Genomic DNA, 26,363 nt, shown 5'->3' on the forward strand with positions numbered 1-26,363 from the left:
CTTCGCCGCACCAAAAATGTGTCAAACTATGTGGATAAAAAAATTTGAAAATGGATCAGAGAGGTCAAATTGTCCAATTTTGCGCCATGAAGTGTGTAGGTTTTACACCTGTTTTACAACCAAAGTTCACAATAAAAAGAGCTTTAGCAGTTTCATACATGTTGTTTTTGAACTATTTGTACTTTTGAAACCATTCACAACTGTGTTTTCACATTCACAACTGTGTTTTACATTTACAACTGTGTTTTTTACACAGTAATTTTTTTAAGTGGGAGTTCCTTTGATAACAACATTCTTTAAAAAAAATATGGAAATGAAAAAAACAATAAAAAAAGTGATTTTATTGTGCTTAGTAGTAGGTGTAGCTGTCATTATGGGTACTTGTAGTAAAAAGCAAGAACCCAACATCTCAGCCCCTGTATTAAACGCAACGGGAAACGCTACCAGCTCTTTAGCTGCATTAGCAATTTACCCCATCGATGAATCTACTATAAGGTTGGACACCTTAAATAGCTATAAAGCAGGACCAATCCCATTCTCAGGAGATTCCAATCAGCAACCAACCGGATCTACGCTCAGGGTTTTTGAAAACGATGTTGAATTAGGCCCGGCCCATACTTTTCACGAGGACATCCGTCAAATTGGAAGAGGGAGTTTTAGTCATTGGGGAACAGATATATACTTTTCTACATCCGACAACACCAACCCACTTACCAATGGCAGAAAATACGCTTATATCATAGCAGGCATAGCAAAAGGACCAGTAACGCAACCAGGTAATGCAGTTGGTACTCCTACAACTGAAATAACTTCCAAGGTACTGGGATATGCCAACGTTCACAGACCAACTACAGGTGGTATTATCGGCCCAGCTGTAACCGTAACAAACTTGGCAGACTTTAGAGCGGCTGTTGCAGGTCCAACTCCAAAAACCGTTTACGTTAGTGGCATCATTAAAGGTGCAGGATATGACCCTGTTTACGTCGGCTCCAATACATCTATTATTGGCGAATCAGGGGGCACATTAGAAGGTGTGAATTTATATCTGTTTACTGTAAACAACGTTATTTTACAGAACTTAATCCTGAAAAATTACGTAACTGAATCCTCCGTTTGTGTAAAGTTCAGGTCTCACCATATATGGATAGATCATTGTGATTTTTCAACTGATCGTAGTCATGGCTGGGATTATTGGGGTAAGGATATAGTTGTTACCGAAGGTGCTGATTTGATAACCATATCCTGGTGTAAATTTCACGATACCAACTTGTCTGTTCTTATAGGAGCTTTAACAGCTGACGCAGTCGCTGCTAATAAAGATCTGTTACATGTAACTATGCATCATAACTTTTGGTATAATGTAAGCGAAAGAGAGCCTTCATTGATTTTTGGCAACATACACATGTTTAACAATTACCATCTAAATAACGGAGGCTATTCAATAGGTGCGAGATATGGCGCCACTGTAAGAACAGATAATGAATATTTTTCAGGATGTAACAAACCGCTTACAACAAATCTTGATGGTGATCCTGTAGGTTATTTCAGCGGCGTTACCACCAATATCTATTTAAATTGCGGTCTCAACAACATCACATCCGCCATTTCAGATTGGGTTCCGGATTATTCTTATAGCGCTATTCTTGATCCTGCTGCCAATGTGCCGTCAATTGTGCAAGCGGGAGCCGGCGTGAAGTAATAGTACGTATTTGGTTCTAATCCAAATGACACCACAAAGAAAAGCTTCAAATTGAAAGATTTGAAGCTTTTTTATTTAATGATACTTTGCCTGCAAGCTCAACTGAAAATGTAAGAAAAAGGCAAAAGCCACATCATTCACCATTAGTAATCGCCTGCCCGGAAGGCGCATTTTGTTGATTTCGGAAATACCACATTATCGTGCCATAAATATCGCTTGCATCTGCAGCAATATACCTGGTGCGAAAACCGAAAGTGTTTTTGTCCTTCATTATAAAACTTATAACAGGCGCCCCCTTATCCGGAGAGGTAAAGTTAATTTCGGCTATATCTTTCCAATAGGCAACATCCCTGGGAACTTGAAGCAGCAATTTCCCTTTTAGAAAAAGTTGCAGCTTATCATTATCCAATTCCAGAACTGTTTCATCTTTTAAATAAGGGATCAAATACGCAGTCATAATATAAATGAACCTTACAATAATTATTAACGAAAGGAAACTAAAAACAAGCCAGGGTTTGTGATCGGGAAAGCGCGCTATAAAAAGCATATAAAATGCAACTATGATAAGCGGTAGTATGATTAAATCGAAAAATATCTGCCCGGCGCTGTATTTATAATGTGCTACTCGCATTGAATAATTTGGGAACCGAATATAGTCATTCAGCTTAATAATAAAATGTTATATCAAGAATTCCTGTAATTGCACGCAATCCCTCCATTCCAACTGCCCCTCAGATTTTGAAAGCATACATTTTGAATGGTTGAAAGCTGACGTATATATGCAAGCTTTCGGATCACATATAACCTGCCCGGTCTTTGAATACCTTCAGCATGACCTTACCCTTTCCTGACCTCGCTCAGGTAATTTTAGCTTGTGGTAAAACAATAAACAGCACGGCGATAAATAGGTTAATGATAATTGCAATTGTCTTTTTCATCGTAGTCGCCACTATTAAGCGTTGGCTTCATCGTACTAATCAACGTGCGCAGATTGGGTTCTCTGTTCATGGGTAAAAAGTGATTAAATGCAAAAGCAGTATTAAAGGCAGTTATTTAAACCTGCCTTTAATCAAATGGCTTTTTACTGATTTTCCTATCCCCCATACAACGACAAATAGATACTTCTGACCTCGAATCCCCTGATCTGAAAAGCCCTATAGCTTCGATTTGAAATCATAGCTTCCAGGCCCCAATTTATATATCGCTTTATTTCCTTCAAACCTTACAAAGCTGATACCCTTTATACCCGAAACTGGTTTACCACTTTCAGATACAGATTTTACATTAACAGCAGGAAGATATAAAGTGGCCGATGTATTCGCCGGTACCGTTGCCTTATAAACTAACACTTTACCGTCTACTTTCCAGCTGCTGTTAATGCGACCGTAAGGAGAATCATAATAGCCCTTGGCCCAGGTCATTTGGCCACTTAGGTCTGGTTCGGGTTGCAGTATAAACTTTTTAAATCCAGGCTCATCACGTTGTATCCCAATGGAATAAGCCATCATCCACTGCCCTATCGCTCCAAACGAATAATGATTAAACGAATTCATACTGTTATTGCCCCCAAAACCTTGCTCAACGGTATAGCCATTTAACCTTTCCCAAATGGTTGTGGCACCCTGGTCAATAGCGTAAAGCCATGACGGATAATGGTCATTCTGCAACATCTTGTATGCCAACCCGCTATATCCATGATCAGACAAGGCCTTGCTGATACCCGCTGTACCCACAAATCCCGTCATCAGTGAATATGGCGACCGTACAATGCCCTGGTCGTCTTTGTTTTCGCGTTCAACAGCAGCAGCCAGGTTTTTCACCATATAAGATATGTTTTCATCAGCGAATGTTCCAAGCGCCAGGCCTACGGCGTAAGCCGTTTGTGTATCTGAAACCTTAAATTCCCGTTTCGCCGGGCCACCAAATAATCCTCCCCCTACCAATCCAACGGCTTTTTTATCGGTGTTTACAAAGGTCCGGTTAAAGAAATCCTTGCGTTCATTATATCTTTCCCTGAATTTTTGCGCATCTTCCTTTTTGCCTAAGATACCCGCAACCTTTGCCATGATACCCAGGTCATATACATGATAAGCAGTAACCGGGAATGCTGTGCCAAGCTGAAGATATTGCGGGCCAAGCCAGTCGCCCAATACCCCATCCGAGCTCAAGCCAGTTTTCTGGTCAATGGTCGACTCTATATAAGCCATATACCTGCACATGGCATCATAATGTTCGGCCAGTAATGATATATCATTATATTGCTGATAAGCTTCCCAGGCCACCGTGATGCCCGCGCTGCCCCAGATAATCCCGCCAAAACCCCCACCTACCGGAGCGATATCCGTGAACCGTCCCTTATCCGTCTGCAGGTCACGCATAGCTATCATATGCCGCCGTAAAAACTGATCTGCGTTGGAAACATAGGTGGCCGTTGGCGAAAAAATACTAATGTCACCCGACCAACCCATACGCTCATTTCTTTGGGGGCAATCGGTGGGGATAGTCAGAAAGTTATCTATGTTTGACCAGGTCAGGTTTGACCATAACTGGTTCACCTTCGGATTGGAAGTAGCATAATCAGCAGTCAGTTTTTTTATCGAACTGATGGCTAAGCCCTGAACGGCATTCAGCGCCAGGGGTTCCTTAACACCTGTAATTTCAATATATTGGTATCCGTGCGAGGTAAAATGTGGCTGGATAACCTGGTCGCCATCTTTCATGATGTAAATATCCTGGCTTAAAGCGGCACGATAGTTCTCCGTCATAATCATACCTACGTTTTTACCTGACTCCTTTAAGTCAGGGTATGATATTTCAGCATATCTCAAAGTGACTTTCTCCCCGGCTCTTCCATTTTTGATACTTATCTTAGGCACGCCTACAAAATTCTGCCCCATATCATACACGTATACTCCCGTACGAATTTCCTTCATGCTTTTTGCCGTTAGTATTTTATAAATACCGGCAGAATTACCGATCTGTCCTATCAGTGAAACATGATCAAAATCAAGCGTTTGCCGGTTACCCGCAAAATCCTGGGAATCTCCCGAATAGGTGGTTCCCTTCAAAGCAATTTCTACTGCTTTCTGCCAGTTTCGATCATCATAATTCGCCGTACTCCAATCTTTCACTGCTTGTTCCCGTGTGGCGTCATCTACTTCTCCCATATCGAGGCTACTATATATGATTGGCCCTTTATTGTAATATTTCCAGTTTTTGTCCTGCGTAGTGATTACGTCCTTTGAACCATCAGCATAAGTAATGACCAGTTTTGCCAATAACGATTGCCGATCGCCAAAATGGTTCCAGATAGCGCCATAACTGAGCATGCCGCTCCACCAGCCCTCACCCAGCATAGCGCCTATGGCATTAGGTCCATTGCTAACCATACCGGTTACATCATAAGTTTGATAAAGATGGGTTTTATTGTATTGCGTAAGGCCGGGGTTATAATAATCATCGCCCACCCGTTTACCGTTCAGGTAAATCTCATAAATGCCTCTTGCAGTAACATAAAGCCGTGCACTGGCTATGCTTTTGTTCGCTGCATCAAATTTGGCCCTCAACATAGGCATGGCGTTATGGCTCGGATCCGCAACTATAAAAGCGCCATTACTTCCACCGTTAATCTGGTATGCTCCGTCTTTAACGGTTAAACCCGATCCTGGATCGCTGGCATCAGATTTAAATATCCCCTTATATCCGGAGTTGCCAAGATCTTCTTTAAATAAAATATTCCCCGGCATGCGAATGTTAGATACCGCAAGATCAGAGAAAGAGGCTTTTTGCCCGGCATCAGCAGAAAAACCAATATCACCAAGCATGCCATAGGAGATTACATCATGGCCGGGGCCCAGGGGATTTAAGGTTACAAAGGCACCACGATTTCCTGTGGGAAACCCTCCGGGAGCAGGTTCATTTTTCACCTCTTCTGGTATAAAGAATGATTTATCGTTGTCTACAGACAACGTTAGGGTACCATATTCATTATGAACCAGAAATTGATGCGCCTTGTTTTGATTGCCCTTGCCGATCACATCAGGCTTGACAGGAAAACTTTTAATTACCTTACCAGCGATATCCCCATTGGAATAGCCAGCCCGGTAAATATTGATTTGTGCATTGCCACCATTTTCAAGTGCAGAAATATCCAATTCTACTTTAAAGTAAGCTTCATTTTTCTTGTTCGCTATCTGAAAGATATTTTTATTGCTATCCATCAGGCGGGGATCGTTAGCAGCGAAAATCACACTCGCTCTCTTGCTGCCAGGATTGATGCTCAGCTTATATTTGAGGTCAAATAAAGGCAGGTAATGCGCATAAAGCACCAAATCACCATCCCCTCCTCCTATCCATTGAGCACCATTCCAGCCAGACATGCCAGTATCCATGAGCCCGGTTTCGAACCATGAAGTACCTGAAGATACCCTGCCTGTCTGGTCCCAGGCTCTTACTGTCCATGTATACCTCGTGGTACCTTTAAGCGGGCTTCCTGTGTAAACAATTCCTAAAGCTATGCCGCTTTTTACTTTATTGCTGTTCCAAACTAACTTGCCCGTGGCATCTTTGACCGTTACCTGGTAGGCCGTTTGACTATACTCCCGGGATCCCTCAGGCGCCAACATTTGCCAGCTAAACCGGGGCGTTTTAACGTCAATACCAATCGGTGTGCTGGTATACTCAACTTCCAAGCCGACTATTGAAGCGCCCTTATCGGCAGCTAACAAAACGTCATGAGCAAATAAAAACAGAAGCAACAAAAACAGAACAGCCGTTTTAGGCATACAAGCGATTTTTTTTATCATCATTAGGTGTATAATAAGTATGTATTCAGATCAAATATCAGCCGGCATTGCCGATCTGATATTTTGCAGACCGTACCTTTTCCAAAGCAGCCCTGATCTTTGCACAGATGGTAATAATTGCATGAAGATAGGATCGCTTTTTAAAATAGTAAAATAATATTTTTTAATAACCAGTTTTTGCCTAACCGCAGGATTGACCACAATTTCTGACTGCGGAACAAGAAACAAAAACCTGGTATCCATAACGTTATAAAAAGACGCAAGAAAGCCAGCCATAACAGAAGTTGGTGACGGATAATAATAAGCTTGTTGATCTGCTTTAATTTTTACACCCTGGGCATTCAGCACTTGCTTTGCCTACCCGGTACTAACCAGATCGGTCCACCTCTTATTTTCAAAAACGAGCTCTACCCGCCTTTCGTACATAACAGCGCTTCTCAACCCGGAGTGATCCGCGGCAATAGCAGGGGCTGAACTTCCGCCAAATGCACGGGTGCAGACCTGTGTAATATAGGGTAATACTTCGCCCGTCTTACCCTCCTCGTTTAAAGCCTCTGTTAACAAAAGTAAACTTCCGAATATCGATAAATATACCAGTCATTGTTGGTATTGTTAAATAAACTACGTGGATTTAAGTGTTTTTTTATAAACGGATAAGTTATACCTCCGGTAGTTACATAGGCAATAGAAGCCGCCTGAGGCTATACCTTATAAGTAACGCCCTGGTAAAAATCATTAGTATTGATAAAGCTTGTGAAAGGTTGTGATAAAGATTTGAAACAAAGGCCCTGAAACCGGCCAAAAGGCAGCATGTGAAGCAATTTGTGAAACAAAAAACAGCCTCCACGGTATCGTAAAGGCTGTTTTTGGTAATGCTTGTGATCCCATTAGGATTCGAACCTAAGACCTACAGATTAGAAATCTGTTGCTCTATCCAGCTGAGCTATGGGACCATCTGCGTTTTAAACAATAGCACTATGAAGGAAACCATCGTATTTTTCGCGGTGCAAAGATGCAAAATTATGGTTAAATATCAATCAATTTTTTTTTAATGATTACAGACGCTCCCTTTTTATATACTTTTTGTACAGATATTCGGCATATCCAACACTTATATAGTCGGGAAATTTCCAGTTAGGGTAATACTTCTTTTTAATGTATTTTAAGAGACTGAAGAATAGTATTGCTACTATCAAAAAAATACCAAGCGAGAGCAAAATTGCCCCAAACGCAATTATAAAATTCATATCAATTTGTGATTTGTAACTAATACGAAATTATTGACAAATGGTTATGAATTTCTCCAGGTAGTGAATAAGTTTTTTATTTCAATTACCCGGCTACAATAAAAAGTCAATAAAAAAACCGCCATGCCAGCCCGCCAATCAAAAAATCAGGTTCAAAATAAAAGCCCCTCGCACTCGCTGCTTGGGGCTTTAAACCTAAACCTTATCACAATTAATAAGTGTGAACCACTTACCTTATGAGGGGGCAAATATAGGGCACTTTACTAAATACTGCAACCCCTATGTGTAAAAAGGACACAGTCATTATAAATATATCATTCAAGTTAATTCATTGTTTTATAGTTTACAATAGTAAAAGAAGCGATAACCAAACCTATTACTCCCCCTGCAATTGCGCTAACTATTAAGCTTCCATAGTCATGAAAGGTAAGTCCCGTTATCAACCTGGCTACAGTGGTTAATATGCTTACCAAGACAATAGTTAACCAATATTTTGTTATGTGAGCAGTTTTTGTGCTACTTCTTTCAGGCATAAGTAATATCCCTGCAACAATAACAGCCAACCCAATGAGGGTGCTGCTATGCTGCATCAATTTATAAACATACACCTGCTGACTACCCAAATGAACGATGGCTGACAGTGCCGGCATAGCGACTACAAAATATCCATGGGGATGGGTAAAGCCATCCCAAATTAAGTGCGACGCAGCACCGATGATGACCGATAAACACACGATCGCGATAACAGCAAATGATAGTTCTGAAGCAGCGCCGCCCCTATAAGCCGAAAATCGTCTGTTAAATGTTTCGGGGAGATGATCTATAAGTTTATCTTTAATAATTAACCGGTAAATAAGCACTGAGATAAGCCCCAAGGGGAGATCGAACCAAAATAATCCGAACAAGGTATGACTGTAAATGCTTTTCACCCTCATTCGCATAAAGTATTCAAAATCGGGCACCATGCTGCCTATGACGAGGCCCGTTAACGAAACCCATCGTTTCGGAAGATATCTTAAAGGCAAAATTATAGCGGGATGAGCAAAGGTGAGTGGCATCTGTTTTATTTAAGGTAATGTTTAAAGTGCTTGCAACCCTAAACTATGAATTTTAAACAATCTTCTGTGATCAGAAACCAATTCCCCCCTATTCTTTATATTTGATCCACCCAATCAACCATTATGAACCCTACAAAAGATCTTTTTCCCTTAACTGAGAACCATAACAGGCGCAAATTTATTTTCAACCTAAGCAAAGTGACGGCAGCTACCGCTTTTTTAACCATGCCCTTTGCAGGGAACGCTGCCAGTTTCTTTGAGGTAAATGATGATGTTACTGTAGGGCAGATCATCGATAAATTTATTGGTCAAATTGCAGGCGCACCTTTCCCCTCAACTGTTGATACACTTAAAAGCGGCAGCAGGGACATTAAAGTTACCGGGATCATTACAACCATGTTTGCCACCATTGAGGTTATTAAACAGGCCATAGCTTTAAACGCCAATTTCATTATTGCCCATGAGCCTACTTTTTATAACCATGCCGATGAAACTCAATGGCTGGCTAATGACGATGTATACCAATACAAAACTCAACTACTTAAAGAACATAACATAGCCGTATGGCGAAACCACGATTATATCCACAGCCTAAAGCCTGATGGTGTTGGAGCAGGAGTGCTGAAGCAGTTAAACTGGGGTGCTTATCTTAAACCCGAGTTGGGCAACGTACTTGTACTGCCTGCTACTACCTTAAGTTCATTGATTGCGTACCTTAAAACAAAACTATCTATTGGTATGTTAAGATACATCGGCGATCCGGCGCAAAGCTGCCAAAAGGTATTATTTTTACCCGGAGCGGCAGGTGGTAAAAGGCAGATAGGCGAGGCCAGTAAGATAAAGCCTGATGTATTAATAGTGGGAGAAATACAGGAATGGGAAACTGCAGAATATGTGCGCGATGCCCGTGCGAAGGGGGATAATTTATCGCTGATTGTGTTGGGGCACATCGCCAGTGAAGAACCCGGCTCGGAATTTATGGTGAGCTGGTTGAAGAGTAATTTTCCGGCTATTAAATCAGTTCATATTTCGCCAAAAAATTCGCTTTCCTTTATGTAAACTAAATTGGTTTAGCATAATTATATTCAAGTATTGTTAATAGGTGTTGTTAAATTATTTAACATTACGTACAATTGCAGAAAAGCTTGCTTCAATGGCCTGATCCTTAATTATATGTTAGTTTTACATTTATTATAATACCCTAATTTTATAATAAAGCGTTATTAATAATGATACGTTATGCCATTAAAGTTAGATTTTGTGTAAAAAGAAACTGTTCTTGAGGTGAAAATGGCAATTTTTATCTTTTAGATTACAAAGTGTTTTTTTTACAATAAGTTAATCCTACTTTTAACCGAATTTTTTTTTAAAAACTTAATTTATGATCATAATTGCTGACGGTGGCTCAACTAAAACAAACTGGTGTCTGGTTACTGAAGAGGGTAAAAAAGTGTATTTTAACACTGAGGGCTACAATCCCTATTTTTCGAGCACCGCGTACATCATACAATCGTTAAACGAAAGTTTGCCTACCGATCTTGAAAAAGATGAAATAACCGAAGTTAATTACTATGGCGCGGGTTGTTCAACGCCCGATATGCGTAACATTGTGAAAGAAGCTATGGAAGCGGTTTTCACCAAATCAAAGGTGTATATTGGCCATGACCTGTTGGCGGCGGCACGTGCCCTTTTGGGTAACACCGAAGGCTTTGCAGCTATATTGGGCACCGGTACAAATACCTGTCTCTACGATGGTAAGGATGTTGTTCAAAACATCGATTCGGGTGCTTACATCCTTGGCGATGAAGGCAGCGGCTGCTACATCGGCAAAAAATTACTGGTTGATTATTTACGCGGTTATATGCCCGAGCCAGTACGTAACCTGTTTTGGGAAACCTTTAAACTTACGCCCGATGATATCAACGAGCAGGTTTATACCCAGCCACGTGCAAACCGCTTTTGCGCCAGTTTCAGCAAGTTTGTTTATGATAACAACGTGCATATAGAATACTCACGCAACCTGGTACGCACCTCGTTTGAGGATTTCTTCCGCAACCTGGTTACACATTACCCTGACTATCAGAAATATACCTTTAACTGCATAGGCTCGGTTGGTTACAATTTCCGTAACGTACTGGAAGAAGTAGTTACCGAAAACGGAATGGTTGTAGGTAACATCATCCGCTCGCCTATAGATAACCTGGTAAAATACCATTTAGAGTTATCGCCAAGCTCTTTGTAGCTGCGAGAGTCAAGAATCAAGAGTCAAGAAAAAGGGTTGGAGGTAAAACTTCCAACCCTTTTATATTAAACAAGACGCCAAAAGCAAAGAAAAAGAAGCGGGCCGGAAATAATTCCAGCCCGTTTTATATTAACCCTGCAAAGTGCAGCTATCTTGATTCTTGATTCTTAACTCTCCTCCTATCCCAAATTCATTTCGCCCTGGAAAATTTTTCCGTATTTGCGTTTATCAAACTTGTATAGTTTAGCAGCGCGGTATGATACACCTTTTTGCTTTTCGTCCAACTCTTTTAAAAAGCCGTAGCTGAGCATCTTTTTGCGGAAATTTCTTTTATCCAGTTTTTTATTAAGCACGGCCTCGTAAAGCGATTGCAGTTGGGTTAGCGTAAATTTTTCTGGCAGCAATTCAAAGGCAATCGGCTGATAGTGCAATCTCCTGCGGATCTTGTTAAAACCAGTATTGAAAATCTCGCTGTGATCAAAGGCCAGCTTGGGCAAATCATTAACCGGGTGCCAGATAGCTTTCTTTGCAAATTGGGTTACCGGGCGCAGCTCTTTTTGCCCGTTAATACGGATAAGCGCATAATAAGCCACCGTAATCACGCGTCCCTGCGGGTGCCTGTTCACTTCGCCAAAAGTATGAAACTGCTGCATGTGCAAATCGCGCAGGCCGGTAAGTTCATATAAGATACGTTCTGCCGCGTCATCTATACTCTCATCCTGCTCAACTATATAGCCAGGTAGCGCAAACCAGTCTTTATATGGTTCTTCGTTTCGCTCTATCAATAAAATCTTAAGTTCGCCGGCTTCAAAACCAAAAATTACGCAATCTATAGAGAATACGGAATCAAACTTAGGTAGCATTACTTCCAAAATAGTTGTTGAGATTTAAGTTAATGGTTTAAATATAGGTCCTTAATTTCTAATCTAAAAAAAAACAAATAAATTTAATGGTGTAATTTACACACTGTATCTTCGTAGCACAAATTTAGTGGTGTAAAAATGCATAAAATTTCAAAAATCGCTGTTTTAACTTCTGGTGGTGATGCCCCTGGAATGAACCCATGTATCCGTGCGGTGGTTAGAACAGCTATATACAACGGCCTTGAGGTTGTAGGTGTAAGACAAGGTTATAAAGGACTTATTGAGAACGACATGTACGACATGAACAAACGCTCGGTAAGTAATATATTGAATTTAGGAGGTACTATTTTAAAAACAGCCCGCTGTTTGCCTTTTAAAGAAGATGAAGGTATGGCCACTGCTTACAAGCATTTAAAAGAGCACGGCATTGATGCCCTGGTGGTAATTGGTGGCGATGGTACCTTTACCGGTGCCCTGCGTTTTTCAAGAAAATATCCCGATATAGCGGTAATGGGCGTTCCCGGCACTATTGATAACGACCTTTGCGGCTCAACTTATACCCTGGGTTTTGATACCGCTACCAATACGGTTATACAAGCTATTGACAAAATACGCGATACAGCCGATGCGCATGACCGCCTGTTTTTTATTGAAGTGATGGGTCGCGACTCGGGTGCTATTGCCCTGCGTGCCGGAATTTCATGCGGTGCCGAAGCCATTTTACTGCCCGAAAAACAAACCGCCATTGAAGATCTTATTCAAAACCTGAAGGAAGGGCATATGAATAAAAAATCATCAAGCATTGTTATTGTGGCCGAAGGTGATAAAAACGGCGGCGTTTATGACGTAGCCAAAGCGGTGCAAAAAGAAGTTAAAAACTACGACATTAAAGTAACTATATTAGGCCACTTGCAAAGAGGCGGCAGCCCATCCAGTTTTGACCGTATTTTGGGTAGCCGTTTAGGTTTTGCAGCAGTTAACGCTTTGATAGCGGGAGAATCACAAAAAATGGTAGGTTTGCAAGCCAATAACATTGTGCTCACCACTTTAGAGGAAGCACTTAACCATCATGAGTTTAAACTGGAACCAGATCTTTTACTTATGGCAGATATATTATCGATATAATTAATGATTGCAGTAGTATATAGCGGATCGTATTTTGCACATTGGCGCCTGGCCGATAAAGGAAGAACTATTGCTTCCTTTAAAACCAATGGCATCAATCCCTATTTTAACGACGAAAAGCACATACTGCAGCTCCTCAACAAAAACATCAACCTTATACACCACGCCGAACAAATAAAACGCATCTATTTTTTTGGCGCTGGTGCCTCATCTAATGAACGCAAGCAGGTGATCCATAACGCCCTGTCAGCATTTTTCAAGTTTGGTAAGGTAACTGTTGAGCATGATATTACCGCCGCGGCCATCGCCTGTTGCAAAAACTCGCCGGGCATTGTGAGCATTTGCGGCAGCGGCTCAAACGCCGGCTGGTACGATGGTAAAAAAGTTGCACCGAATAATTATGGCCTTGGTTATATACTGGCCGATGAAGGAAGCGGTAACTGGCTGGGCCGGCAGCTTATTAAAGGTTTCATGAACCAAACCCTACCGCCAAACATCCGCAAAAAATTCATCCATAAATATGATGCCGATAGAAAAACGCTTTTAGAGAAGGTTTATCGTCAAAAACAACCGGCATTATTCCTCAGCTCATTTACCGAATTTTACATCGAGAACAAATTGGACAACCATCTACAGGGTGTCATAAAAAAAGGATTTAGCACGCTAATTTCCACATATTTAGTACCTTTGAGTAAGCAACATCCAGAAGCCTCCATCCATTTTGTGGGCACGGTTGCTGCCAATTTTCAGGAACTTTTATATGAGAGCGCTGCCGAGGCTAACCTTCAAATTGCAAACATTATAAAAGAACCCATAAATAATTTATTAACCTACTATTCTAATAAAAATTAAAAAAATCATGAAAATAGGAATTAACGGTTTCGGCCGTATTGGCCGTCTGGCATTCAGGGCCGCAATTGAAAGATCCGATATTGAAGTTGTTGGTATTAATGACCTGGTTGAGCCAGATTACATGGCTTACATGTTGAAATATGATTCAACTCACGGAGCATTCAAAGGCACTATTGCTGTTGAAGGCGGACATTTGGTTGTAAACGGTAAAACCATCCGTGTTACTGCTGAAAAGGACCCTGCTAACCTTAAATGGGGCGAAGTAGGTGCCGAAGTGATCATCGAATCAACTGGCTTATTCTTAACTCAGGAATCTGCTCAAAAACATATTGATGCCGGTGCTAAAAAAGTAGTAATGAGCGCGCCAGCTAAAGATGATACCCCTACTTTTGTAATGGGCGTTAACCATAAAGAATTAAAAGCAGATCAAACTATCGTTTCAAACGCTTCATGTACTACCAACTGTTTAGCCCCTATCGCTAAGGTATTGGATGACAACTTTGGTATCGAAGAAGGTTTAATGACTACTGTACACGCTGTTACAGCTACTCAAAAAACTGTTGATAGCCCGTCTGCAAAAGACTGGAGAGGTGGCCGTGGCGCTTACCAAAACATCATCCCTTCATCAACAGGTGCTGCTAAAGCAGTTGGTTTAGTTTTACCTCAGTTAAAAGGTAAATTAACTGGTATGTCTTTACGTGTTCCTGTTGCCGACGTATCTGTTGTTGATTTAACTGTACGTTTGAAAAAAGGTGCTTCATATGATGCCATCAAAGCAGCTATGAAAGCAGCTTCTGAAGGTGAACTAAAAGGCATTCTTGGCTACACTGAAGATGACGTAGTATCTGAAGACTTTAAAGGCGACGCACGCACATCAATTTTTGATGCAAAAGCAGGTATCGGCCTGAATGATCACTTTGTAAAAGTAGTATCATGGTACGATAACGAATGGGGTTATTCAAACAAACTGATCGACCTTGTTCAGGAATTAGGCAAAATCTAATCCCAGATCATCAATCTTAATTTATACCAAAAAGCCCTGGCATTAGCCGGGGCTTTTTAGTTGCAAAATACTGCTTCTCCACTATGCTATTGCGAGCACAGCGCGGCAATCGCGAACGGTGAAAAGCCGACTTGTAAAGCCTGCGATTGCCTTGTTCTTCGCAATAAAGTTGTGATGATAGGCTATCCCAAAAACAAACAAGGCCACCCAAAGGCGGCCTTGTTAACTTATTTTATTACCTCCCTTTTTTATTGAAGGGCGGTAAAATACAGTAAATTAGTTTTTAGGGTAATGTAGCACTAATGATGTGCCTGCTGCCACGCTTACGTCGCCGCCATCGGCTTTTGCAGCATTATCGTCAATTTGATAATGATACACATCTTTAGCGCCATCGGGGGTGATGCTGATAAGCAAATGATCGCCGGTGGTGATGGTGGTGTTATAAGCAAAACTGGTACCGGTATTGGTTGCCGATGTTAATACTTTAGCATCCTCGGCAGCAGTTCCTTTTGCCTGAAGGCTTATCACGGTTTTGTAGCCGCTTGCATTTGTACTGAAGGTAACCTGGTGGCTGGTTACCGGCGTTACGCTGTTTTTTTTACTACAGCCTGCAATAGCCATAACCGCAAGTAAGGATAAAAATGGAAGTGTTTTTTTCATAGTTGAGATTTTTGTACGAATAGATAGTGTTGCCCTGCAGGCCTATTCGGCCCGAAGAACGCGCGCAAAACTATATAATTTATTCTCTCAAAAAGAAAAAAAATTAATCTAAAATATTATTCACTCAATTTGTGATTGATATTTTCACCATTGGTTGATGATTTCGTTTTCCAAAAGGCCATAACAGCTGTTCTTATCCTGTAAAATTGTTACAGTTGTAATCGGTTATTAGATGCGATATCCAGACCTCAGGCTTGTGCAGTGAAAACACCTGCCAGAGGCAAAAAAAAATAAATACCTGCACCTTTAGGTGTTACCTGTTTGTAGAAATACCACGCCCCGCTACCGCAAGCGTCCACCCTTTGTGGTCCCCATGCTGAGTATGCGCCATGCCTCTCCACCCGCGTAGTTTGGAGATTGCGTCGAACCTACCTACCCATGACATGTTCGCAAAAAACTTCTTGTCATCAATGGAGTGAAGGATCTATTATTCGCCATGCTTCTTTGCCCTGCACAGTCTGCAAATAGATCCTTCGTTCCTCAGGATTGACAAACTTTTCCAACGTCATTTCACCTTTAAAGCCCCTTATTTCAAACCCCACAATAACACAGCTTTTAATCTTTTGTCCAAAAGTCCTTACTCTTTTATCTTCTAGTCTTTTGTCCAAAAGTCCTTGCTCCTTGCTCCCAAAAACCTACCAGGGCGTTTCGCCGTTATCACTGATATATTTGCCTGTTGGGCCATCCTTATCAATCATAGCATATTCCACAATTGGTGCTGCGCCATCTTCTACCGGTTTTGGGCCCTGGTTACCGTTAAATTCGGTATTGGTGTAGCCGGGGTTAACCATGTTCACTTTCACCTGGTCTTTCAATTCAAATGCCAGTGCAACGGTGTAGGCATTTAAAGCCGTTTTTGACGGACCATAAGCTGCCGATTTAAAGTGATAATACTCCCAGTCCGGATCGTTATGGTAAGTGAGCGAACCCAAATCTGAGGTTACATTTACTATCCTTGGGTTTTCGGCTTTTTTAAGCAGGTCGATAAAATTCCTTACGGTGCGTATCACGCCAAAGAAATTTACTTCAAAAACCTGTTTCATGGTATCGTCGCTCACGGTTGTTGCCGGCTGCGGAAAAGCGCCGGGGATGCCTGCATTATTGATCAGCACATCTAAATGGTCAATTCGTTTGGCAAGGTTGGTATGCGCTTGCTGAACCGATTGTTCGTCTGCAACATCAATCAGCAACAATTCCACATCTGCAAACCCTTCTGCTTTTAGCTGTTCAACGGCTTTATCTCCATTGGTTTTATCGCGTGCGCCTAGAAATATATGGTAACCTGCCCTGGCCAGCTGGCGGGCGGTCTCGAAGCCAATGCCTTTATTGGCACCGGTTATTAAAACTGTTTGTTTATTCATAAAGCAAAGCTACGGCGGCGCCATTTTAATACCACTGCACATAGCAGGGCATTAACTGTACATTTCCCGGATTTGCTGCCTGTAGTTTATCGGCGTGGTATCTGTAAGGCGTTTAAAAAAGCGGTTAAAGTACGCGGCATCCTCAAAACCAAGTTCATCTGCAATTTGCTTAACCGACAGATCGGTATGCAATAGCCTGCGTTTGGCCTCCACAATAAGGCGCTCATGAATATGGGTAATGGCGGTTTTGCCGCTTTGCTGTTTAATAACTTCGGTAAGGTGACCGGGTGTTATGTTGAGTTTTTCGGCGTAGGCTGTAACATCATGCTGGGTGGCATAATGTTCGCCAATAAGCGTCTGGAAGTTTTTAAGCAGGCAATAGTTTAGGGTAAAGCAGGTTTCACTAAACTGCTCGGCATACAACCTGCTGAGGTATATTACCAATACCCGCAACCACGATGTAAGCATGTGGTTGCGCCAGCTGCCATCGGTATTAAATTCAGCCAGCATTTTTGTCATTACATCTTCAACAAAGACCATGTCCTGCTGGCTGAGTAAAAGCTCATGCGCACCGGCAGGGTTCTGGATAATGGGCAGCTGTTTTAGCATGCGGTTCTCCTCCAGTTGCAAAAACTCCTCGGTAAAGCTGGCAAAAAGGCCTTCCATGGGGCCCGAGTGTTCTTTAAGATGCACCTGCTGCGGTACTGTAAAGTAAAAAGTATCGGGCTTTATGGTGTAGGGCATAAAATCGACCCAATGACGATTATTGCCTTTCTTTACCAGCACAAACAGGTAATAATCTTTACGGTGAGGGATTAAAAATGCCGGATCGAGTTTAAACTCGCCACAACCGGTTTCGGCCGCCCGCACCTCAATCATTGATGCCGACTCACCATCACTTTGCAGCAATGGATAGGTTCGCAAAACGGATTTATCAGGAGCTGTTAAAACTGGCATGCCACAAAATAACAAAATAAATAGGCAATGGAGATATAACACCAAAAACAAGACATACAGCCGACATACCCATCCGCAGAAAACCCCTTTGACTAATTTACTCTGTCTTTAAACTTTTCACCGGGTTCATCAGCGCGGCCTTTATGCTTAGAAATGAAACTGTGGCAAAGGCAATAACCATCACTACCAAAAACGGAATGCCAAACAGCAAGGGATTAATATCAACCCGGAAGGCATACGTTTGTAACCATTTGGATATGGCATACCAGGCAAGTGGCGCTGATACTACAAATGATACTATAACCAGTAAGGCAAAATCTCTATAAAGCAGGGTTAATATATTGTTTACCGTAGCTCCCAATACCTTGCGGATACCAATCTCCTTGGTGCGCTGCACTATGGTATAGGATACCAGCCCAAATAAGCCAAGGCAGGCCACAAAAATGGCGATGCCGGTAAATACACCAAACACCTGCCCAAAGCGCTGGTCGGCCTTGTATTGCTCGTTAAAATACTGATCTAAAAAGAAGTAATCGAACTGATCGCCGGGAAAAAAAGCCGACCAGGTTTGCTTTAGCCCGGCAACGGTTTGGGTAATATTACTGGAACTTATTTTTACCGATACGTATCCCCTTACATCCGGGATACATCTGAATATCAGCGCATCATAGGTATCCCTCAAAGATTGCTGGTGAAAGTTATCGGCCACGCCAACTATGGTGTAAACCTGTCCCCAAAAATCAATGCGTTTACCTATGGCTTCATCTGGCTTATTAAAACCCATTTGTTCGGTAGCCTTTTTATTGAGGACCACGCTATGCGGCTCATCACCATAATCTTTAGAGAACTTTCTGCCGGCCAGCAATTTAATATCATAGCCGTTAAGATAATCATAATCGGTGCCGATGATGCGGTATTGCTTACCCTTGGTTTGATCGGCCCCTACCAGTTTAATACCGCCCGCGTTCCAAAATACGGGTTCGCCGGGGATAGATGTAGAGACGGTTATATTTTTAACCGTTGATTGTGCCAGGCCCTCCTGCTTAAAGGCGCTCATGCTGCGGTAAAAGGAATCTACTTTAACCAATGGCGCTTTAATGACCAATGTCTGGTCAATCTTTAAGCCCAGCTTCTGGCTCTGCATAAATTGCAACTGTTTGAAAACGGTGAGCGAGCCGATCAACAAAAATATGGATGCGGCAAACTGGAATACTACCATGCTTTTACGCAAAATAATACCTTTGGGAGATGCCGATATTTTCCCTTTCATCACCTCTACCGGCCTGAAACCAGATAACACAATAGCCGGATAGAAGCCGGAGAAGAACGAACCGAGGAGGAATATGCTCAAAACCGCCACCCAAAAAGCAGGCTCGTTAAACAAAACAAAACCCATTTGCAAGCCCGATATATTGGCAAAAACCGGAAGGCAGATAACAATAAGCAAAATGGCGGCAACTATAGCCAGCCCGTTGAGCAGCATAGCCTCCAGCATAAATTGCATCACCAATTGCGCCTTTGCCGAACCTAAAGTTTTACGTACACCCACCTCTTTGGCCCTGCCAATGCCGCGGGCCGTTGCCAGGTTGATATAATTGATCCAGGCGATAACGATGACAAATATGGCTATGCCCAATAGTAAATAAACAGATTTACCATCGCCATTGGGTTGAAACTCCAGCATCCGGTTGGAGTACAGGTGAATGCTTTGTACAGGTTGTAAAGTATATATCCCTCCTTCGCCCGCGCTTTTGTACTTGTCATATACTTTTTTTACTACCGGCACAAACTTAGCCTCCAACGTTTTTGGGTCTACACCTTGCTTAAGCAAGAGGTAGGTTGTGCAGCCATCATTGAGCCAGGCATCATCCAGGTTAAAATCTTTATTAGGTGGATTCTCCTTTAAAAGGGTACTGTATGATTGCAAAAAGTCGAATTTAAAGTGGGTATTAGCCGGTATCTTTTTCATAACACCGGTAATTTTCATGGGTTTATCGGTATTAAGATACAGTGTTTGCCCAACAGGATCTGTGTTATGAAAAAGCTTCCGGGCCATTTCTTCTGATATTACCGCGGTATTTGGCTCCTTTAACGCAGTTTTGGGATCGCCGCTAATCAATGGGAACGAAAATATATTAAAGAAGGATGCGCCCGCATAGTAATCGTTTTTGATCACCATCTTCTGATCTTTATAATTGGCCAGGGCCTGCCCCGCACCTACTATTTTTACAAAATCTTCTATCTCGGGTAAAGCGTTTTTGAATGCGCTGCCCGGTGCAAAGGCTCCGCCCGCCCATTGGGTGCTTAGTTTACCATTGTTATACCTGTCCTGGTTTATGCGGTATACACGATCTTTTTTAACGTGGAAATTATCAAAACTCAATTCATAACTTACATACTGCAAAATAAGCAGGCATGCAGCCATACCAATAGCCAGGCCAACAATGTTGATAAACGAGAAGGCTTTGTTTTTAGATAAGTTTCTAAAAGCAACCAACAGGTAATTTTTAAGCATAACAATTGTGTTTATGCCTGAAAGACAACCAATTACATGCCTTAAATTTAATTAACTGACATTCAATATATTATATCGACTTTGAATTTACTCTACTGTACGGATACGTTACAATTCATGTGCGTTAACGGGCAGGCGAACACCGCTAACCGGCTGGATATTAACAGCTACTTTCTTTTAAACTTGCGTGTACCCACAACCGCGAATACACAAGTAATTGCAATTCCCGAAACAAAATATATAAGCACGAGATCCATTTTTACTGGGAAGTACGCCATTAAAATACCGGTAGAAAGGGCTATCGCGGCGTTGATGAGCATCAGCCTGCCTACCCAATTGCACAGACCATCAACATCGGTAACGAGGTCTTCATTAAAACCAGATATGAGGTTGGCCTTCTTTTTATACTTTATCTGGTAGCCCAATAAAAGCATCACCATCGCAATAACGCCAAATACGATCAGGTTAAACATTTATTTGGATTGAGGATTTGAATTTTGATCTTGTTCGAGGTTAAGCATTGCCTTGATATTTGTGAATGGGGTTAACAACCCTTTCTCCGCTTGCTTTAAAGAATCCTTTACACCTTTAATTACATAGTCAGGATAAATTTCGGGCTGCTTATCCCCGTTATAATTATTCAATTCGTTCATAAAACAAATTTAGCTTTTATTCAAAATCCAAAAAATCACATTAACTCCCCATCCTTATGCTCATGGTAGGTTTTATAAGCCAGGTAGTAAAGCAACAATGCAGGTATAGCATTTAACAATATTCCTTCGGCACTCATATATGGGTATGTCATAATAACCTGTATAATAAGTATCAGCAAAGCAATAGTTCCACCGATTAAAAACAGGTTGCGGAATTTGGGATTCATAGGCTGGTAAATCTATAATTAACTATTTAACCATCCCTTAAACGTAAAAGTTTATGAAATGGTTAAATAGTTTTATTTATGTATTAAGTATTACCGCTTCAATTCATATTTAGCAGGCGTTTCCGGCGCTCTTTTAAATATGGTAGCCCCCAATGGAGGTATAGTAATACGGATAGAATTCTCTTTGCCATGCCATTTTTCGGGATCAGCTTTTACGGGATCGTAATTAATAAGACCGCTGCCCCAAAGGTTCTGAGCATCAGAGTTAAAGATCTCTTTCCAGTTACCACCGCCGGGTACACCTATGCGATAGTTGTAACGCGGTACAGGTGTCATGTTCAGGATGATAACCAAATCATCCTTACTGTTGTGCCCCATACGGCCGTAAACCAAAATGGAATCATTGGCATTGCCGCCATCTATCCATTCAAAACCTGTAAAATCAAAGCTCTTTTCATGAAGCGCAGGTTCATCGCGGTATAAGTGGTTAAGCGTTTTTACCGTTTCTGACATGCCCTGGTGATTGGCATACTGCAGCACATGCCATTGTAACGACTGGCTATAATTCCACTCATCGCCCTGGCCAAACTCGGCCCCCATGAACAATAGTTTTGTACCTGGATGGGTAAACATATAACTATACATCAACCGCAGGTTGGCAAACTGCTGCCACTCATCGCCCGGCATTTTACGTAGCATGCTCCCCTTGCCATATACCACCTCATCATGAGAGAAAGGCAGCATAAAGTTTTCTGTAAAGGCGTATATGGTACTAAACGTGATCTCGTTATGGTGATATTTACGGTGAATTGGATCTTGCGCAAAATAATCAATAGTATCGTGCATCCAGCCCATCATCCATTTCATTCCAAAGCCCAATCCGCCTAAATAAACCGGGCGACTAACGCCTGTGAACGATGTAGATTCTTCGGCAATGGTTTGGGTTGATGGGAAATGACTGTAAACAGCCTCGTTAAATTCTTTTAGGAATGATATGGCTTCTAGGTTTTCGTTGCCGCCATAAATATTGGCTTCCCATTCGCCATGTTTACGTGAGTAATCCAGGTAAAGCATAGATGCAACCGCGTCTACACGTAAACCATCGGCATGGTATCTATCCAGCCAAAACAGCGCGTTACTGATCAGGAATGCCCTAACCTCGTTACGCCCGTAGTTAAATATGTATGATTTCCAATCGGGGTGAAAGCCTTTACGGGCATCGGCATGCTCATACAGGTGTGTACCATCAAACTTATAAAGCGCATGAATATCACCGGGGAAGTGCGAAGGCACCCAATCCAGTATCACACCAATTTCTGCCTTATGAAATTCTTCAATCAGGTACATGAGCTCCTGCGGCGAACCGTAGCGCGAAGCTGCTGCAAAATAGCCCGAGATCTGGTATCCCCAGCTTGGATAGTACGGGTGCTCCATAATCGGCATAAACTCTACATGCGTAAAGCCCATTTCCTTAACGTAAGGCACCAGTTTATGTGCAAGCTGTGTGTAAGTTAAAAACTCATCCGGACTTTCGATATTACGGGCCCATGAGCCTAAATGCACCTCGTAAACGCTATATGGTTTATCTATTGCGTTATGTTGATGGCGATTGGTCATCCAGTCGCTGTCTGTCCATTCGTAAAAAGTATCGGCAACTATAGAGGCGGTACTTGGCGGTACTTCCCAGCGCAGTGCAAAGGGATCGGCCTTTTCCAGGTCTTCGCCTGTTGATGATTTGATATAATATTTATAGGTTTCGCCAACGCCAATGTTCGGGATAAAACCTTCCCATATACCCGATGCATCCCAACGGGCATTTAAACTATGCGAACCCCTGTTCCAGCCATTAAAATTAGCTATAACCGCCACATACTGCGCATTTGGCGCCCAAACTGCAAAATAGGTTCCTACAACCCCATTAAACTCCATCACGTGCGAACCAAGCTTCTCGTACAGTTTAAAATGCTTACCCGATTTAAATAAACCAATATCAAAATCGGTAAACCTGCTATATGGTTCCACTGCCTTTAATATTACAGGCGGAGCAGCCTGTACGGATTCTGCAACTTTTGCTTTTACAGATTTTGACTTGGACACAACAACTTCTTCTGCAGGAGCAGCTTTCGCTTTAACCGCTTTCTTGGCTTTAGCAGCCAAGGCTTCGGGCTCAACCTTAACGGCTTTTGCCTTTGTAACCTTTTCGGGCGCGGGTACAGGTGTTGCTGCAGCTTTTGCCTTTGGTGTTTTCTTCTCTTTTACTGGCTTTGCTTCCGGTAACGGGGTTTCGGTTTTCTTAGTTTGTTTGGCCATGATATAGATAACCTGTTGGGGCTTGTAAGAATAACCCAAATAACAGGATTGAGTTTTGGTTTATGTAATCAAATATAACAGGATTTATACACGATTAAAGGATTATGCAAGATTTAAGAATTTATTTAAAAATCCCGACTTTCCTTTTAAGCTCAATAAAAAAGGCCCCATTTTATTGAGGCCTTTAAATTATTTTATTATTTCTATGTGTTTAAAGTTTTTACTGAACTTGAACTCTACCGTTCCATCGCTGTTGATATAAAAATCTTTTACCAATTTACCGTCGGCTACAATTCTGCCAGGTTTAAACGGCAAGCCGATGATGTTAAGATGATAACCTTCATATCTTGGCGTATATAACCCCTCCATACTTTGGCTAATGGTAAGCGTTCTTGAGCCACCATTTACTACAAATTTTTTCTCCAGGTAAATATCCTGCTCGTAGGCAAAAGTTTCGCCGTAATCTTCAAACAGGAAGGAGTTAACTTCGTAATCAGTGTAATAGATATTCAGTTTTACTTCTTCAATTTCCTTTTCGCCAATGTATTGCATTACCGGGTATTCTGGTATTACCGAGCCGGCTTTAACAAATAATGGTATAGTCTCCAACGGCGTATCAACCGTTACTTCCTTCCCGCCATCAAGTACTTCAAATGTCCAAAAGTTAAACCATTTGCCTTTTGGCAGGTAAACGTTCCGTTTTAACTGACCTGGCTCCATCACTGGGCAAACCAGTATTTTATCCCCATAAGTAAATTCATCCTGGCGAAAATGATTCAACAGCAAATCCTGCTCATGCATCACAATCGGCCTTAAAATAGGGAATCCGTAACGGTGGTGCTCCCAGAAAGTGGAGTATAAATAAGGGATTAAGCGGTAACGCAGCTCAATAAATTTACGGTTGATAGCCGTAAAAGGCTCGCCAAAGCTCCATGGTTCACGTTCTTTGGTATCACCGGCAGAATGCGCGCGCATGAACGGCGAAAAAGTACCCATCTGTATCCAGCGGGTAAACAGCTCACCATCGGGCTCGCCGCTAAAACCTCCTATATCGGTACCGCAAAAAGAGATACCTGATACTGATAAACGCTGACATTGAATATTGCCCAATTTTAAATGCTCCCATGAGGCAACGTTATCACCCGTCCAAACGGATGAAAAACGCTGTACGCCAGAGTAGCCTGCCCTTGTAATAGTGAACGGGCGTTTATTTTTCATGATCTTGCGCAAACCTTCGTAGGTTGAGCGTACCATTTGCATACCATAAACATTGTGTGCCTTGCGGTGCGATCCGCGATGCCCATCATATTGGTGGCGTACATCATCGGGGAAGGTTCCAGCTCCAAAAACGGCAGGCTCGTTCATATCGTTCCAAACACCGGCTACGCCCATTTGCACCAGCTCGTCAAACAAACCGCCCCACCATTCGCGAACTTCGGGGTTGGTAAAATCCGGAAACTGGCAACGGCCCGGCCAAACATGGCCCTCCATAAAGTAGTCATCGCTGCGGCGGCAAAAATATCTATTCTCTTTTCCTTGTTTAAATACCTCGTAATTATCATCCACACGAATCCCGGGGTCAATAATTACAACTGTTTTAAATCCATCAGCAGCCAATTCGCTGATCATCTTCTTTGGATCAGGGAAGTATTTGCGGTTCCAGGTAAAGCAACGGTAGCCATCCATGTAATCGATATCCAGGTAGATACCATCGCAGGGGATCTTATTTTCGCGGAAACCCCTGGTTATCTTCTTCACCTTTGCCTCAGGATAATAGCTCCAGCGGCATTGGTGATAGCCAAGCGCCCAAAGCGGTGGCATTGGGTGGGTACCTGTTAAAATATGATAACTTTTTACCACATCCATCATGTGCGGACCATGGATATAATAGTATTGCAGTTCGCCGCCATCGGCCCAAAAACTGGTTTTGGTTTTATCCTCGGCACCAAAATCAAACTGCGCCTTAAAAGTATTATCAAAAAATATCCCGTGCGCTATGCCTTCATTTACACTGATGTAAAAAGGAATGCTCCGGTACAGCGGATCCTGGTTCCAGGCAAAAGAGTAGGCATCAGTGTTCCAGTTTTTTAGTCGTTTACCACGCAGGTTAAGCTCGGTTGGCTTATCGCCCAAGCCAAAAAAGCTTTCGTCGGGCCCGCAGGTTTTGGTACAAAAAACGTAGTAACCACCAAATTGCACATTCTCTTCCCAGTGCATAGGCACTGCATCTGCACTGGTAATGTGGTTGTTGCAATCAGAAAAAGAGATAAAGAAATCTTTTTTGCGGATATGACAGTTTATCGATTTAGTAGCAACGCGAAATTCACTGGCATCCTCATATAGGGTAAATGCTGCCGCTTTATGTTCCAGTTTGGGAACCGCGTATGAAAATTCTTCCAAAAATACACTGTGCGGGGCAAGCCTCACCCGGATGATCTCATCGGTCACTACAACTACTTCAACCTTGGCATCACCATCAGAAAAGAAAAATTTATTTCCTATTTGATCTGCATGGTTGGGTATACCCAGGTATTTCTTAATGATAGGTTTTATGCCATCTGCAGGATTATTAAGGTGGTGAAACTCCTCCTCCACTTCCAATAAATTCTCAGCTTCAACTATCTTACTTGTTATCTCCTCCGGATTCGGCTTATTACTTTCCATTCAAATTATTAAAAAAGGGGTTTCTGCAAATATGTATAATGTGTACTTACTACGCAATATAC

Annotated in this window: 21 protein-coding genes and 1 tRNA gene; 6 read left to right on the forward strand and 16 right to left on the reverse strand. The window is 42.1% G+C overall.

Annotation, left to right across the window (positions count from 1 at the left end):
• Window positions 1-313: 313 nt before the first annotated feature.
• A complete protein-coding gene (locus tag AC1D0K_RS22850; RefSeq protein WP_477436391.1) occupies window positions 314-1,699 on the forward strand; it encodes a pectate lyase family protein in 1,386 nt (461 codons plus the stop codon).
• A 133-nt stretch (window positions 1,700-1,832) separates the two neighbouring features.
• Here AC1D0K_RS22850 and AC1D0K_RS22855 read toward each other — a convergent pair whose 3' ends face one another.
• From AC1D0K_RS22855 to AC1D0K_RS22880, 6 genes are all read right to left on the reverse strand, one after another.
• Entirely contained in the window at window positions 1,833-2,156 is a 324-nt protein-coding gene (locus tag AC1D0K_RS22855) for a hypothetical protein (RefSeq protein WP_477398952.1), read from the reverse strand.
• A gap of 697 nt (window positions 2,157-2,853) precedes the next feature.
• Window positions 2,854-6,483: a family 78 glycoside hydrolase catalytic domain gene (locus AC1D0K_RS22860; protein ID WP_477398950.1), complete on the reverse strand. Its 3,630-nt coding sequence runs from the start codon at window positions 6,481-6,483 to the stop codon at window positions 2,854-2,856.
• A 51-nt stretch (window positions 6,484-6,534) separates the two neighbouring features.
• Window positions 6,535-6,852, reverse strand: coding sequence for a hypothetical protein (locus AC1D0K_RS22865; protein ID WP_477398948.1), 318 nt, complete (start codon window positions 6,850-6,852; stop codon window positions 6,535-6,537).
• A gap of 9 nt (window positions 6,853-6,861) precedes the next feature.
• The gene (locus tag AC1D0K_RS22870; protein WP_477398946.1) at window positions 6,862-7,068 is read right to left on the reverse strand and encodes a RagB/SusD family nutrient uptake outer membrane protein; all 207 of its coding nucleotides are present in this window, start codon (window positions 7,066-7,068) and stop codon (window positions 6,862-6,864) included.
• Between the two features lie 315 nt (window positions 7,069-7,383).
• Window positions 7,384-7,457 (reverse strand) — tRNA-Arg (locus AC1D0K_RS22875).
• Window positions 7,458-8,074: 617 nt separating this feature from the next.
• Complete coding sequence (locus AC1D0K_RS22880; RefSeq protein WP_477398944.1) at window positions 8,075-8,809, reverse strand: DUF4184 family protein; 735 nt, start codon at window positions 8,807-8,809, stop codon at window positions 8,075-8,077.
• 123 nt (window positions 8,810-8,932) lie between these two features.
• Here AC1D0K_RS22880 and AC1D0K_RS22885 point away from each other — a divergent pair, with 123 nt between their 5' ends.
• Window positions 8,933-9,868 carry a Nif3-like dinuclear metal center hexameric protein gene (locus AC1D0K_RS22885; protein ID WP_477398942.1) on the forward strand — a complete coding sequence of 312 codons (936 nt, stop codon included), beginning with the start codon at window positions 8,933-8,935 and terminating at the stop codon, window positions 9,866-9,868.
• A 322-nt stretch (window positions 9,869-10,190) separates the two neighbouring features.
• Window positions 10,191-11,051, forward strand: a complete 861-nt coding sequence (locus tag AC1D0K_RS22890) for an N-acetylglucosamine kinase (RefSeq protein WP_295714004.1) — start codon at window positions 10,191-10,193, stop codon at window positions 11,049-11,051.
• A gap of 179 nt (window positions 11,052-11,230) precedes the next feature.
• On the opposite strand, the gene AC1D0K_RS22895 is transcribed toward AC1D0K_RS22890, so the two are convergent.
• A complete protein-coding gene (locus AC1D0K_RS22895; RefSeq protein ID WP_477396694.1) occupies window positions 11,231-11,923 on the reverse strand; it encodes an NUDIX hydrolase in 693 nt (230 codons plus the stop codon).
• Between the two features lie 129 nt (window positions 11,924-12,052).
• On the opposite strand from AC1D0K_RS22895, the gene pfkA reads away from it, so the two are divergent.
• Genes pfkA through gap form a run of 3 tightly spaced genes read left to right on the forward strand, consistent with a single transcriptional unit; the run spans window position 12,053 to window position 14,894 of the window.
• Complete coding sequence (gene pfkA / locus AC1D0K_RS22900; RefSeq protein ID WP_477396692.1) at window positions 12,053-13,039, forward strand: 6-phosphofructokinase; 987 nt, start codon at window positions 12,053-12,055, stop codon at window positions 13,037-13,039.
• A gap of 3 nt (window positions 13,040-13,042) precedes the next feature.
• Window positions 13,043-13,891, forward strand: a complete 849-nt coding sequence (locus AC1D0K_RS22905) for a hypothetical protein (RefSeq protein WP_295714010.1) — start codon at window positions 13,043-13,045, stop codon at window positions 13,889-13,891.
• A 7-nt stretch (window positions 13,892-13,898) separates the two neighbouring features.
• Complete coding sequence (gene gap / locus AC1D0K_RS22910; RefSeq protein WP_295714012.1) at window positions 13,899-14,894, forward strand: type I glyceraldehyde-3-phosphate dehydrogenase; 996 nt, start codon at window positions 13,899-13,901, stop codon at window positions 14,892-14,894.
• A gap of 276 nt (window positions 14,895-15,170) precedes the next feature.
• Here the strand turns inward: gap and AC1D0K_RS22915 are convergent, their stop codons facing one another.
• The 9 genes from AC1D0K_RS22915 to AC1D0K_RS22955 all read right to left on the reverse strand — a co-directional run bounded on the left by AC1D0K_RS22915 (window position 15,171) and on the right by AC1D0K_RS22955 (window position 26,301).
• Entirely contained in the window at window positions 15,171-15,554 is a 384-nt protein-coding gene (locus AC1D0K_RS22915) for a hypothetical protein (protein WP_477396688.1), read from the reverse strand.
• A 695-nt stretch (window positions 15,555-16,249) separates the two neighbouring features.
• Entirely contained in the window at window positions 16,250-16,975 is a 726-nt protein-coding gene (locus tag AC1D0K_RS22920; protein WP_295714016.1) for an SDR family oxidoreductase, read from the reverse strand.
• A gap of 51 nt (window positions 16,976-17,026) precedes the next feature.
• Window positions 17,027-17,932 carry a helix-turn-helix domain-containing protein gene (locus tag AC1D0K_RS22925; protein ID WP_477441420.1) on the reverse strand — a complete coding sequence of 302 codons (906 nt, stop codon included), beginning with the start codon at window positions 17,930-17,932 and terminating at the stop codon, window positions 17,027-17,029.
• Window positions 17,933-18,029: 97 nt separating this feature from the next.
• Window positions 18,030-20,447, reverse strand: a complete 2,418-nt coding sequence (locus tag AC1D0K_RS22930; protein ID WP_477396683.1) for an ABC transporter permease — start codon at window positions 20,445-20,447, stop codon at window positions 18,030-18,032.
• Window positions 20,448-20,614: 167 nt separating this feature from the next.
• Window positions 20,615-20,920, reverse strand: a complete 306-nt coding sequence (locus tag AC1D0K_RS22935) for a DUF3784 domain-containing protein (RefSeq protein WP_477396681.1) — start codon at window positions 20,918-20,920, stop codon at window positions 20,615-20,617.
• Window positions 20,921-21,100, reverse strand: coding sequence for a hypothetical protein (locus AC1D0K_RS22940; RefSeq protein ID WP_477436414.1), 180 nt, complete (start codon window positions 21,098-21,100; stop codon window positions 20,921-20,923).
• 35 nt (window positions 21,101-21,135) lie between these two features.
• The gene (locus tag AC1D0K_RS22945; protein WP_295714026.1) at window positions 21,136-21,327 is read right to left on the reverse strand and encodes a hypothetical protein; all 192 of its coding nucleotides are present in this window, start codon (window positions 21,325-21,327) and stop codon (window positions 21,136-21,138) included.
• A 90-nt stretch (window positions 21,328-21,417) separates the two neighbouring features.
• Window positions 21,418-23,637, reverse strand: a complete 2,220-nt coding sequence (glgB, locus tag AC1D0K_RS22950) for a 1,4-alpha-glucan branching protein GlgB (protein ID WP_477396678.1) — start codon at window positions 23,635-23,637, stop codon at window positions 21,418-21,420.
• A 189-nt stretch (window positions 23,638-23,826) separates the two neighbouring features.
• Entirely contained in the window at window positions 23,827-26,301 is a 2,475-nt protein-coding gene (locus AC1D0K_RS22955) for a glycoside hydrolase family 31 protein (RefSeq protein WP_295714031.1), read from the reverse strand.
• Window positions 26,302-26,363 lie beyond the last annotated feature (62 nt).

This window comes from Mucilaginibacter sp. P1_A3 (assembly GCF_056406855.1).

Excerpts from the sequence above, each read along its gene's own strand:
- AC1D0K_RS22945 (WP_295714026.1), bottom strand. The coding sequence starts at position 21,327 with ATGAATCCCAAATTCCGCAACCTGTTTTTAATCGGTGGAACTATTGCT.
- AC1D0K_RS22905 (WP_295714010.1), top strand. The coding sequence starts at position 13,043 with ATGATTGCAGTAGTATATAGCGGATCGTATTTTGCACATTGGCGCCTG.
- AC1D0K_RS22920 (WP_295714016.1), bottom strand. The coding sequence starts at position 16,975 with ATGAATAAACAAACAGTTTTAATAACCGGTGCCAATAAAGGCATTGGC.
- AC1D0K_RS22925 (WP_477441420.1), bottom strand. The coding sequence starts at position 17,932 with ATGCCAGTTTTAACAGCTCCTGATAAATCCGTTTTGCGAACCTATCCA.
- glgB (WP_477396678.1), bottom strand. The coding sequence starts at position 23,637 with ATGGCCAAACAAACTAAGAAAACCGAAACCCCGTTACCGGAAGCAAAG.
- pfkA (WP_477396692.1), top strand. The coding sequence starts at position 12,053 with ATGCATAAAATTTCAAAAATCGCTGTTTTAACTTCTGGTGGTGATGCC.
- AC1D0K_RS22850 (WP_477436391.1), top strand. The coding sequence starts at position 314 with ATGAAAAAAACAATAAAAAAAGTGATTTTATTGTGCTTAGTAGTAGGT.
- gap (WP_295714012.1), top strand. The coding sequence starts at position 13,899 with ATGAAAATAGGAATTAACGGTTTCGGCCGTATTGGCCGTCTGGCATTC.
- AC1D0K_RS22940 (WP_477436414.1), bottom strand. The coding sequence starts at position 21,100 with ATGAACGAATTGAATAATTATAACGGGGATAAGCAGCCCGAAATTTAT.
- AC1D0K_RS22885 (WP_477398942.1), top strand. The coding sequence starts at position 8,933 with ATGAACCCTACAAAAGATCTTTTTCCCTTAACTGAGAACCATAACAGG.
- AC1D0K_RS22855 (WP_477398952.1), bottom strand. The coding sequence starts at position 2,156 with ATGACTGCGTATTTGATCCCTTATTTAAAAGATGAAACAGTTCTGGAA.
- AC1D0K_RS22930 (WP_477396683.1), bottom strand. The coding sequence starts at position 20,447 with ATGCTTAAAAATTACCTGTTGGTTGCTTTTAGAAACTTATCTAAAAAC.
- AC1D0K_RS22955 (WP_295714031.1), bottom strand. The coding sequence starts at position 26,301 with ATGGAAAGTAATAAGCCGAATCCGGAGGAGATAACAAGTAAGATAGTT.
- AC1D0K_RS22935 (WP_477396681.1), bottom strand. The coding sequence starts at position 20,920 with ATGTTTAACCTGATCGTATTTGGCGTTATTGCGATGGTGATGCTTTTA.
- AC1D0K_RS22915 (WP_477396688.1), bottom strand. The coding sequence starts at position 15,554 with ATGAAAAAAACACTTCCATTTTTATCCTTACTTGCGGTTATGGCTATT.
- AC1D0K_RS22880 (WP_477398944.1), bottom strand. The coding sequence starts at position 8,809 with ATGCCACTCACCTTTGCTCATCCCGCTATAATTTTGCCTTTAAGATAT.
- AC1D0K_RS22890 (WP_295714004.1), top strand. The coding sequence starts at position 10,191 with ATGATCATAATTGCTGACGGTGGCTCAACTAAAACAAACTGGTGTCTG.
- AC1D0K_RS22860 (WP_477398950.1), bottom strand. The coding sequence starts at position 6,483 with ATGCCTAAAACGGCTGTTCTGTTTTTGTTGCTTCTGTTTTTATTTGCT.